This is a genomic window from Sinomonas sp. B1-1 (assembly GCF_050474465.1).
GTDB classification, from domain to species: Bacteria; Actinomycetota; Actinomycetes; order Actinomycetales; family Micrococcaceae; genus Sinomonas; species Sinomonas flava.
On the sequence record NZ_JBCHVF010000006.1, the window covers coordinates 109,697 to 121,410 of the forward strand.

The window sequence follows — 11,714 nt, forward strand, 5'->3', positions numbered from 1 at the left end:
CTGCGCTTCCCCCGGGGCGACCTCCGGTTCGACTAGACGCCGTACGCCTCGAGGAGTCTCAGCCACACCTCGGAGAGCGTGGGGAACGCCGGCACCGCGTGCCAGAGCCGGTCCAGCGGAACCTCGCCCACGATCGCGACTGTGGCGGCGTGGAGGAGCTCGGCGACGTCCGGCCCGGCGAAGCAGGCGCCCACGACCGTGCGGAGGTCCTCGTCGATGAGCAGCTGGGCCCATCCGCTGTAGTCCTCGGCGTGCAGCGACGCGGCGGCGACATTGAGGGGCACGGCGATCGGACGGACGCGGAGCCCCGCTTCCCAGGCCTCCTCCTCGCTGAGCCCGACCATCCCGATTTCCGGATCGGTGAAGACGACCTGGGGGACGGCGAGCCGATCGGCGGTGCGCGCCCACGGGCTCCAGGGCTGGGCCGTCTCGGTCCGCGCGAGCTCGCCGCGGGCGCGGGCGGCGATGGCGTCACCCGTGATGCGCGCCTGGTACTTGCCCTGATGGGTGAGCTTGGGGCCGCCCGAGCAGTCGCCCACGGCGTAGAGCCAGGAGAGGCCCTGCACCCGCCCGGTCTCGTCGACCCGCATCGAGACCGGCTCGACGCCGAACGCGGGCAGCCCCAGCCCGTCCAGCGCCGGACGGCGCCCGGTTGCGACGAGCAGGCGAGCCGCCTCGAGCGCGCGCCCGCCCGGAAGCGTGACGCGCACGGCGCCGTCGTCCGTGTTCTCCACCAGCTCCGCGGAGGTGTTCTCGATGACCTCGACACCGTCGGCAGCGAGGCCCTCGGCGACCAGGCCGCGCGCGTCCACGGGGAACGCCGAGAGGAGCGGGCCGCGGGCGACGATCGTGACGCGCGCGCCGAGCCGGCCGAAGGCCTGCGCCAGCTCAGTCCCCGCGACTCCGCCTCCCAGGACGATGAGGCTCTCGGGGACCTCGTGCGTGCTGGTGGCCTCCTTGGTGGTCCAGAACGGGACGTCGTGGAGGCCGGGGATCCGCGGAACGGCGGGCGCAGAGCCGGTGGCGAGCACGACGGCGTGCCGCGCCGTGAGCGTGAAATGGTCGCCGCGGTTGTCGCTCACGACGACGCGCCGCGCGCCGGAGAGCCGGGCGCGCCCGCGGACGAGCTCGATGCCGGCGCCTGAGACCCACTCCGCCTGAGAGGTGTCGTCCCAGGAGTTGACCGCCGCGTCGCGCCGGGCGAGGACCTGGGGAATGTCGAGGGTTCCTGTGACAGCCTCCCGTGAGCCGGCGACGGAGCGGGCGGCCCGCAGGGCGGCGCCGGGCCGGAGGAGCGCCTTGGAGGGCTCGCACGCCCAGTACGAGCAGGAGCCGCCCACCAGGTCGCCTTCCACGAGGGCCGCGGTGAGGCCGCCCTTGACCGCCCGGTCCGCTGCATTCTCGCCGGCGGCTCCGGCTCCGATCACGATGACGTCATACTCGCTGTCCACCCCACGATGCTATTCGACGGGGCAGGCCCCGGCCCGAACACCCGGGAGGAGGTGAAACGACAGAAGGACCCGGCCTTCCGGCCGGGTCCTTCTCCTATGTGCGCCCAGAGGGATTCGAACCCCCGGCCTTCTGTTCCGTAGACAGACGCTCTATCCAGCTGAGCTATGGGCGCTTACCTGCCGCGCGGTTTGTTCCCTCCCCGATCGGCCTCGAATAACTTTACGCGAACACCTCCCCAACTCCAAATTGGGAACGTGTGTCGCTCGGCACCCACGCGTGAAGTCATATTAGCTAGACCGGTCTATGTGACCTTCCTCACTTAAAACTCCGACCCCGAGCCCAGAACCCCCGGAAAAGCCGCAGTTTTCGGATGTTTCGCTCTCGTTTCAAGCGTCTTGGGGGCCGGTGGTACAGACCACCTTCCCTAGCATGGAAGAACACGCCGACCCCAACAAAGGAGACCGACATGGGCGAAACTCGTCTGCCGCTGATCGCGGAAGCCCCCACCACGTACGAGCCGCTGCTCTCCTGGGTCGAAGAAGTCGCCGAGCTGACCAAGCCCGAGCGCATCCACTGGGTCGACGGTTCCGAGGCGGAGTACCGCCAGCTGACCGATGAGCTCGTCATCGCCGGCACCCTCACGCGCCTGAACCCGGAGCTCTTCCCCAACTCCTTCGCCGCGTTCTCCGACCCGGCCGATGTGGCCCGCGTCGAGGAGCAGACCTTCATCTGCTCGAAGAACGAGCGCGACGCCGGCTTCACCAACAACTGGATGGACCCGGACGCCATGAAGGAGAAGCTCACGGGCCTCTTCGACGGCTCGATGCGCGGCCGCACCATGTACGTGATCCCGTTCGTCATGGGCCACCTCGACGCGGAGGACCCCAAGTTCGGCGTCGAGATCACCGACTCGGCCTACGTGGTCGCCTCAATGCGCATCATGGCGCGCATCGGCTCCGACGTCCTGACGAAGATCGAGGAGACGCGCGCGTTCTTCGTCCCCGCCCTGCACTCCGTCGGCGCCCCGCTCGAGGAGGGCCAGGAGGACGTCGCATGGCCGTGCAACCCGGAGAAGTGGATCGTGCACTTCCCCGAGGAGCGCTCCATCTGGTCCTACGGCTCCGGCTACGGCGGCAACGCGCTGCTCGGCAAGAAGTGCTACGCCCTGCGCATCGCCTCGGTCATGGCCCGCGACGAGGGCTGGCTCGCCGAGCACATGCTCATCCTCAAGCTGACCAGCCCCGAGAACAAGGTCTACAACGTCGCCGCGGCCTTCCCGTCCGCGTGCGGCAAGACCAACCTCGCGCTCCTCGATCCCACGATCGAGGGCTGGAAGGTCGAGACCCTCGGCGACGACATCTCCTGGATGCGCTTCGGCAAGGAGGGCGAGCTCCGCGCCGTCAACCCCGAGGCGGGCCTGTTCGGCGTCGCGCCCGGCACCGGCTGGGGCACCAACCCGAACGCGATGCGCGCCATCGCCAAGGGCAACAGCATCTTCACCAATGTGGCCCTCACCGACGACGGCGGCGTGTGGTGGGAGGGCATGACCGACGAGGTCCCGGCCCACCTCACCGACTGGCAGGGCAACGACTGGACGCCCGAGATTTCCTCCGCCGCCGGCGGACGCCCCGCCGCGCACCCGAACTCGCGCTTCTGCACGCCGATCGACCAGATCGACATGCTCGCCCCCGAGTACTTCGCCCCGAACGGCGTGGAGATCTCCGCGATCCTCTTCGGCGGCCGCCGCAAGACCACCGTTCCGCTCGTCACGCAGTCGCGCAGCTGGGCCAACGGCATCTTCATGGGCGCCACGCTCTCCTCGGAGACCACGGCCGCCGCGGCCGGGGCCGTCGGCGTCGTGCGCCGCGACCCGATGGCCATGCTGCCGTTCATCGGCTACGACGCCGGCGACTACCTCAACCACTGGGTCCGCGTCTCCGCAAAGGGCAACCCGGCCCGCCTGCCGAAGATCTTCCTCGTGAACTGGTTCCGCCGCACCCGCGACGGCAAGTTCGCGTGGCCGGGCTTCGGCGACAACTCGCGCGTGCTCAAGTGGGCGATCGAGCGCATCGAGGGCACGGCCGACGCCGTCGAGACCCCGATCGGCTTCGTCCCGACCGCGGACAGCCTGGACCTCACCGGCCTGGACATGACCGAGGCCGAGGTCGAGGAAGCCGTGCGCTTCGACGCCGACGAGTGGCACGCGGAGCTCCCGGGCCTCGAGGAGTGGTTCGCACGCTTCGGCGGCTCGCTGCCGAAGAGCATCACGGCGGAGCTCGAGGGCCTCAAGTCGCGCCTCGCGTAGCCTTCGGCTGATCGAGCACACCATGACCCCGGCGGTTTAGACGGCGCCGGTCTTTCGGAGGGTCGCCCCGCTGCACACGGGGCGGCCCTCCACCTTTTCCGGGTCTCGCCGCCCGCGGCCCATGGCATGGCCGCATCGGGCGTACTGTGGCGTCATGGACGACGGCGACGCCCCACCTCTGGTCCTGCCGCTCGCCTCGGTGCGGGCGGACGACGTGCCGGCGGTCGGCGGGAAGGCGGCCAACCTCGGGGAGCTCATCGGCGCGGGCCTCCCCGTCCCGGCAGGGTTCGTCGTCACGACGGCGGCCTACCGGGCACACGCGGCACGTGTCGGCCTCGATCCATCCCGCGCGGCGTCCGACCCGGCCGCCGCCCGGGACCTCCTGGCCTCGGCACCCCTCGACGCCGCCACCGAGCACGCGGTCACAGCCGCGCTCATCGAGCTCGGTCCCGAGGACGTCGCCGTGGCCGTCCGTTCGAGCGCCACTGCCGAAGACCTGCCCGGCGCCGCGTTCGCCGGCCAGCAGGACACCTTCCTCGACGTCTCCGGCCCCGACGCGGTGCTCGACGCCGTCCGCCGCTGCTGGGCCTCGCTCTGGACCGACCGCGCCGCCGACTACCGCACGCGGCAGGGGATCGACCCCGCCGAGGTGGCGATCGCCGTCGTCGTCCAGCGCATGGTTCCGGCCGAGGCAGCCGGGGTGCTCTTCACGGCGGACCCCCTCACGGGGCGGCGCGGCGAGCTCGTCGTCGACGCGGCCCCGGGACTCGGCGAGGCGGTCGTTTCCGGCGAGGTGACCCCCGAACACCTCGTGCTGGGCCGCGACGGCGCCGTCCACTCGCGGCGGCTCCAGCACGGCCGCGTCCGACCCGTCCTCGCGGACGCCCCTGCGGCCCAGCTCGCGTCCCTCGCGGTGCGGGCGGAACGGCACTTCTCAGCGCTTGCGGGGGAGGTGTGGCCGCAGGACATCGAATGGGCGCTCGCCGACGGGCGCATCAGCCTCGTCCAGGCCCGCCCCATGACGGCGCTCCCGCTCGAGCCGCCCGACCTGGACCTCGTCCAGCGCACGGTGGGGCCGTTCTTCCTCGAGATGTTCGCCACCCGGCCCTATCCTCTGGACGTCACGGCCTGGCTCGGACCCGGCGTGGTGCGGATGCTCCACCTCATGGCAGGGAGCGTCGGCGTGCGCTTCCCCCCGCTGGACCAGCTGGTCCGCGGGCGCGACGGCGTTCCGCTCCAGCTCGTGCCGCCCCGCCCACGCCCGAGCCTGTCCACGCTCGGCGCCCCGCTCTCGGTCGCCCGGCGGGTGCGGCGCTTCGACGTTGGTCGATGGACTGAGGACCCTCTGTTCGCCGCGTTCCGCTCCGAGGTCGCCGCGCTCGACGCTGAGGACCCCGCGACGCTCGACTGGCAGGGGCTCCTCGACCGTGTGGACCGCTGCAACGCGGCCATGGAGCCGCTCGGGAAGATCCGGGTGCGGTACCTGCCAGGGTCGTTCGTCCCGTTCCTGCCCCTGCGCGCCCTGCTCGGCGTGCTCGGCCTCGGCCGGCTCGCTCCGCGGCTCGTGGCCGGCGGCCGGACCCGGACGCGGGACGGGAACGACGCGCTCGAGGCCCTCGCCGCGGTCGTCCGCGCGGACCCCGAACTGGCCCGCGCGGCCCGCGAGCTCGCTCCTGCTGGGTTCCTCGAGGCGATCCGCACGCGCCCCGAGTTCGCCGCATTCGCCGTGCGGCTCGACGCCTTCCTGGCGGAGTACGGTCACCGGGAGTCGGTCAGCATCGTGATCGCGACCGCGCCCACGTGGCGCGACGACCCGCTGCCCGTGGCAGCGCTGCTGACGACGCTCGCCGAGATGCCACCCGCCGATCGCGCGCACGACCCGGGAGCCGCCGCCCTCGCCGAGCTCCTCGGGCATCCTGCGCTCCGGTCGCAGCGGGCGTCAGCGGTGGCCCGCGGGATCGTCGAGGCGTGCCGACGCGGCCTCGCCTTCCGCGAGGACACGCACTTCTACATCACGGCGCTCATGCCTCCGCTGCGCGCCACGTTCCTCGAGCTCGGCCGCCGGCTCGCCGCGGCGGGCGCCCTCGTGGTGCCGGAGGACGTCTTCCACCTGCGCCTCGAGGAGCTGCGGGACCTCGCCGATCCGGCGGTGATGGGCGACGCCGAGGCCGACCGGGTGCGCGGCCTCGCCGCCCGACGGGCTCGGCTCCGGCGAGAGTATGCAGGCGTGCCCATGCTAGACCCGAGCCTGTTCGGCGGGCGCCGGGGGAGCGGGGCCGACGCCGCAGGGGCACTCCTCGCTGGGACACCGGCGAGCGCCGGAGTGGCCGAGGGGCCGGTGCGCATCGTCCTCGGGTCGGAGGGCTTCGCCGACCTGCGGACGGGGGAGGTGCTCGTGTGCCCGAACACGAACCCGTCCTGGACGCCGCTCTTCGCCCGGGCCGCCGCGGTGGTCGTGGACACGGGCGGGCTGGGCTCGCACGCGGCGATCGTGGCGCGGGAGTACGGCGTTCCCGCCGTCATGGGGACGGGCAGGGGGACGTCGGTGCTGCGTGACGGGCAGCGGGTCCGCGTCGACGGCAGCCGCGGCCGCGTCGACCCGGCCTGACCCCGACCCGGCCTGACCCCCGACGCGTCTGAAGGTCACCTCCTGTTGGCCAAAGTCCAGACAATGGCCTTCAGGAGGTGACCTTCAGATGAGGAACCCCAGGAGGTGACCCTCAGAGTCAGGCGGCGGGGGCCGCCTCGGCGACGTCCGCGCGGACGGTGAGCCGGTCGCCGTCGTGCGTCTGACCGCCGCGAGGACCGTCCCCAGCCTCACCCGCACCCGAGACGCCCACGGCGACCCGGCCGCCCTCGGCGACCTCGCCCGCCACGAGCAGGTCCGCGACGCGGTCCTCGAGCTCGCGCTGGATCACCCGGCGCAGCGGGCGGGCACCGAACTCGGGCTCGTAGCCGCGCTCGGCGATCCAGTCCACGGCGGCGTCGTCCACGGCCAGGGCGATGCCCTGCGCCGCGAGCCGAGCCTCGGTGCTGCGGAGCTGGAGCCGCACGATCTCGTGCAGCTGCCCGCGGGTGAGCTTGCGGAACAGCACGATCTCGTCGATGCGGTTGAGGAACTCCGGCCGCATCGTCTCGCGCAGCCGGCCCATGATCCTCGCGCGCAGCTCGGTCTCGGACGGACCGCCTTCGGCGCCGCCGGCCGCGAAGCCGAGCGAGGCGCCACGGGTCGCGAGGAACTCGGACCCGAGGTTGGAGGTCATGATCACCACGGTGTTGCGGAAGTCCACGGTGTGGCCCTGGCCGTCGGTGAGGCGGCCGTCGTCGAGCACCTGCAGGAGCAGGTTGAACACGTCGGGGTGCGCCTTCTCGACCTCGTCGAGCAGCACCACGGAGTAGGGGCGCCGGCGCACGCGCTCGGTCAGCTGCCCAGCCTCCGAGTAGCCGACGTAGCCCGGAGGGGCGCCGACCAGGCGCGAGACGGTGTGGCGCTCGCCGAATTCGCTCATGTCGAAGCGCACCATCGCGGACTCATCACCGAACAGCGACGCCGCGAGGGCCTTCGCGAGCTCGGTCTTGCCCACGCCCGTGGGGCCGAGGAACAGGAAGCTGCCCACCGGTCGCCCGGCGTCGCCGAGGCCGGTGCGGTTGCGGCGCACCGCCTTCGCGATCGCGGTCACTGCGTCCTCCTGTCCCACGACGCGCCCATGGAGCTCGTCCTCGAGGCGTGCGAGGCGCTCGCGCTCGCCCTCGGTGACCCGCGCCGCGGGGATGCCCGTGGCACGCGCCACCACCGCGGCGATGTCCTCCTCGCGCACGACGGCGTCGCCCGCCTGGGTGCCGACGCCCTCCGCCGCATCGGCGATCCTGACGGCCACCGCCTCGATCGCGTCGCGCAGCCGTGAGGCCTCCTCGTAGTCCTCGCGGGCGACGGCGGCGGTCTTCTCCTGCTCGAGCCTCGTGGCCTCGGCGTTCAGGGCCTCGACGTCCACGGCCCGGGGGCCGCGCGCGAGGCTGAGCCGGGCGCCGGCCTGGTCGATGAGGTCGATGGCCTTGTCTGGCAGGTGCCTGTCGGTGATGTAGCGGTGGGAGAGCTCGACTGCGGCGCGGATCGCCTCGTCCGAGTACGCCACGTCGTGGTGCTCCGCGTAGCGGGGGGCGAGGCCGGCCAGGATCGCGACGGCGTCCTCGACGCTCGGCTCGCCGACCGTCACGGGCTGGAACCGGCGCTCGAGGGCCGGGTCCTTCTCGATGCGGCGGTACTCGTCGAGCGTGGTGGCGCCCACGAGGTGCAGCTCGCCGCGGGCGAGGCGGGGCTTGAGGATGTTGCCCGCGTCCATGCCGCCCTCGCCGCCGCCGCCGGCGCCGACGACGGTGTGGAGCTCGTCGATGAACGCGATGACGTCCCCGTCCTCGGCAAGCTCGTCCAGGGTCTTGGTGATGCGCTCCTCGAAGTCGCCGCGGTAGCGGGTGCCCGCGACCATGGCGGGCAGGTCGAGGGAGACCACGCGCTTGCCGGACAGCTGCGCGGGCACCTCCCCGGACGCGATGGCCTGGGCCAGGCCCTCGACGATCGCCGTCTTGCCGACGCCGGCCTCGCCGATGAGCACGGGGTTGTTCTTGGTGCGGCGGGCCAGGATCTCGATGGCCTGCTCGATCTCCTCGGCGCGGCCGATCACGGGATCGAGCCTGCCTTCGCGGGCGAGCTCGGTGAGGTCCGTGCCGAACTGGTCGAGCATGGTGTCCTTCCCGCTGCGTGCGCCGCTGCCGGTGGTGCGCTTCGGCGCGCGGGGCGAGGCCTCGCCGTCGTGCGCGGGATCCGCCGGGGCGGACTCCCCCTCCTGGAGGGACTGGGGCGTGACGCCGGCGGCCGCGAGGATCTGGCCAGCGGGCGCGTCCGTGCCCAGCACGAGCGCGAGGAACACGTGCTCGGGGTCGATGTAGGTGGACCCGAGGGAGCGCGCGACCTTGTACGCGTCGAGGAAGACATGCTGCGCGGCGGCGGTCAGCGTGGGGGCGGCGGCGGGGTCTGCGTCGGATCCCTCGGCGGGTTCGGGCAGCCGCTGTTCGACGGCCTCCACGATCCCTGCGGGGTCCACGCCGGCGCGCCGGACCATGTCGGAGACCGCCTCAGTCTCCGCGAGGATGCGGAGCAGGTGCAGGGCGTCCACCTCGCGGTGTCCGTGGTCCTTCGCGTAGCGGCCGGCGACGTTGAGCACCCTCTGGGTCCCGCGGCTCACGAGCCGCGTCATGTCGATGGGGCGCCCCACTCGGCGCGCTCCCTGACCCTGGAGGTACCGGGCAAGGAACTCGTCGAAGGAGCCGTTGCCGGCTGCGGGGCCGAAGAACAGTGGCATTCGTAATCCTCCGAAGGATAGATACAGAGTTGAGTGACTTACGCTCAAGTTCAACGTCTGTGCTACCCAGTTATTCCCCGGGGGTACCCGGGATCTGCGTCACACGGCTAGGTTGGAGGCCATGACGACCATCGCTGAGAACATCGTCGACACCCTCGCCGCCAACGGAGTCAGCCGCGTCTACGGCCTCCCCGGGGACTCCCTCAACGGGTTCACCGATGCGCTCCGCGGCACTCCGAGCATCCAGTGGGTCCACGTGCGCCACGAGGAAGCCGCCGCCTTCGCCGCGGCCGCGGAGGCGGCGCTCACCGGGGAGGTGGCAGTCTGCGCCGGCTCCGCAGGCCCCGGGAACCTCCACCTCATCAACGGGCTCTACGACGCGAACCGCTCCCGCGTCCCGGTCCTGGCGATCGCCGCCCACATCCCCAGCACCGAGATCGGCTCGAACTACTTCCAGGAGACCCATCCCACGGAGGTCTTCCGCGAGTGCAGCGTCTACGCCGAGCAGGTCACCGACCCGGCCCAGATGCCGCGGATCCTCGAGATCGCCCTGCGCACTGCAGTCGAGAAGCGCGGCGTCGCCGTCGTCGTCCTCTCCGGGGACATCGCGCTCGCCCAGGTCGCGTCGGACCGGATCGCCGTGGTGCGCCGGGCCGAGCCGAGGATCGTGCCGAGCGGGCGCGAGCTGCGGGAGGCCGCGGATATCCTCAACGCGGCCGGCAAGGTCACGATCCTCGCAGGCGCGGGCGTCGAGGGAGCCCACGACGAGGTGGTCGCGCTCGCCGACGCGCTCGGGGCGCCGATCGTGCACGCATTCCGCGGGAAGGAGTTCATCGAGTACGACAACCCGTTCGACGTCGGCATGACCGGCCTGCTCGGGTTCAGCTCCGGCTACCGCGCCATGGAGTCCTGCGACGCGCTCCTCATGCTCGGCACCGACTTCCCCTACCAGCAGTTCTACCCGGAGCGGGCGAAGATCATCCAGGTGGACATCCGCGGCGACCAGCTGGGTCGGCGCACCCGCCTCGACCTCGGGCTCGTCGGCGACGTCAAGCACACCGCGTCCGCCCTGCTGCCGCTGTTGAGCCGGAAGAAGCGGCGCACCCACCTCGAGTCGACCCTCAAGCACTACGCCAAGACCCGGTCCCGGCTCGACGACCTCGCCACCCCCACGAAGAAGGGGCAGCCGCTCCACCCGCAGCACATCACCCGCATCCTCGACCAGCTCGCCGACGACGACGTGGTCTTCACGGCGGACGTCGGCACCCCGGTGATCTGGGCGGCGCGCTACCTCACCATGAACGGGCGACGGCGCCTGGTCGGCTCGTTCACGCACGGCTCCATGGCGAACGCACTGCCGCACGCGATGGGCGCGCAGGCCGCCTTCCCGGGCCGGCAGGTCGTGGCGCTCGCCGGGGACGGCGGCCTCTCGATGCTCATGGGCGAGCTCATCACGCTCGTGCAGAACCGGCTGCCGGTGAAGCTGGTCGTGTTCAACAACGGCTCGCTGAACTTCATCGAGCTCGAGATGAAGTCGGCGGGCTTCGTGAACTTCGGCACCGGGCTGGACAATCCGAATTTCGCCGCAGTGGCGGAGGCCCTGGGCATCAAGGGGGTGCGGGTCAACGAGTCCTCGGAGCTCGAGCGCGGCCTCAAGGAGGCGCTCGCGCACGACGGCCCCGCCCTCGTGGACGTCGTGACAGCCCGGCAGGAGCTCGCCATGCCGCCGGCGATCACCGCGCAGCAGGCCAGCGGCTTCACACTCTACGCCCTCAGGACCGTCCTCTCCGGCCGCGGCGACGAGGTGCTCGACCTGGCGAAGACAAACTGGCGCCAGCTCTTCTAGGGGTCACCTTCTGGGGTCACATCCTGAGAGTCACATCCCGGCGGCGGAATACCCACCCGGGGACGGGGGTTGCTTAAGGTTGCAACTTCAATCTTTAGGAGCCCTCATGAAGATCGCCGTCTACGGAGCCACCGGCATGGTGGGAAGCCAGATCGTCGCCGAAGCCGCCCGCCGCGGGCACGAGGTGACCGCCATCAGCCGCAAGGGGGCCCCGGTGGAGGGCGCCGCCGTCGTGCGCGCCGCGGACCTGGCCGACGTCGAGACGTACAGCGAGGTCGCCCAGGCGCACGACGCCGTGGTGCTGGCCACGGTGCCCGACCGCACCGGCGGTTCCCGCCAGCCATACATCGACGCGCACCGCGCGATCGCGGCGGTCCCCACGGCGGCGCGGCTCTACATGGTGGGCGGCTTCGGGGGGCTGAAGGCGCCTGACGGCACACCGATCAAGGACACCTCCGGGTTCCCGGCCGAGTACAAGGGGGAGTCGGACGCCGTGTACGTCGCCTACGAGGCCCTGCGCGACGCCGGCGCCGACCTGACCGTGCAGGCGCCGGCCGCGGTCATCGCCCCGGGCGAGCGCACGGGGGAGTACGTCACCGCCGTCGACGTCCCTGCTGCCGGCGAGAGGATCTCCTCACAGGACTATGCCGTCGCCGCGCTCGACGAGCTCGAGCAGCCGCAGTTCCGGGGAACGTTCTTCACCGCCTCGAACTGACCTCCGCGCCGCCGAACGTCTGAGGGTCACCTCCTGGGA

Annotated in this window: 6 protein-coding genes and 1 tRNA gene; 4 read left to right on the forward strand and 3 right to left on the reverse strand. The window is 71.9% G+C overall.

The annotated features are described in order from the left end of the window. Positions 1 to 32 precede the first annotated feature (32 nt). Both ACQ5BE_RS10985 and ACQ5BE_RS10990 read right to left on the reverse strand, forming a co-directional pair. Positions 33 to 1,451, reverse strand: coding sequence for a dihydrolipoyl dehydrogenase family protein (locus ACQ5BE_RS10985; protein ID WP_430297062.1), 1,419 nt, complete (start codon positions 1,449 to 1,451; stop codon positions 33 to 35). Between the two features lie 99 nt (positions 1,452 to 1,550). Then, positions 1,551 to 1,624, reverse strand: a tRNA-Arg gene (locus tag ACQ5BE_RS10990). Positions 1,625 to 1,918: 294 nt separating this feature from the next. Here ACQ5BE_RS10990 and ACQ5BE_RS10995 point away from each other — a divergent pair. Then, a complete protein-coding gene (locus ACQ5BE_RS10995; protein ID WP_430297063.1) occupies positions 1,919 to 3,757 on the forward strand; it encodes a phosphoenolpyruvate carboxykinase (GTP) in 1,839 nt (612 codons plus the stop codon). A 154-nt stretch (positions 3,758 to 3,911) separates the two neighbouring features. Beyond that, a complete protein-coding gene (locus ACQ5BE_RS11000) occupies positions 3,912 to 6,365 on the forward strand; it encodes a PEP/pyruvate-binding domain-containing protein (protein WP_430297064.1) in 2,454 nt (817 codons plus the stop codon). Between the two features lie 118 nt (positions 6,366 to 6,483). Here the strand turns inward: ACQ5BE_RS11000 and ACQ5BE_RS11005 are convergent, their stop codons facing one another. Then, positions 6,484 to 9,114, reverse strand: coding sequence for an ATP-dependent Clp protease ATP-binding subunit (locus tag ACQ5BE_RS11005; RefSeq protein WP_430297065.1), 2,631 nt, complete (start codon positions 9,112 to 9,114; stop codon positions 6,484 to 6,486). Between the two features lie 121 nt (positions 9,115 to 9,235). Here ACQ5BE_RS11005 and poxB point away from each other — a divergent pair, with 121 nt between their 5' ends. Together poxB and ACQ5BE_RS11015 are read left to right on the forward strand one after the other, a co-directional pair. Continuing rightward, positions 9,236 to 10,960 (forward strand): ubiquinone-dependent pyruvate dehydrogenase, encoded by a 1,725-nt coding sequence (gene poxB / locus ACQ5BE_RS11010; RefSeq protein WP_430297066.1) that lies wholly within the window; start codon positions 9,236 to 9,238, stop codon positions 10,958 to 10,960. A gap of 106 nt (positions 10,961 to 11,066) precedes the next feature. After that, positions 11,067 to 11,675 carry an NAD(P)-dependent oxidoreductase gene (locus tag ACQ5BE_RS11015; protein ID WP_430297067.1) on the forward strand — a complete coding sequence of 203 codons (609 nt, stop codon included), beginning with the start codon at positions 11,067 to 11,069 and terminating at the stop codon, positions 11,673 to 11,675. Positions 11,676 to 11,714: the final 39 nt, after the last annotated feature.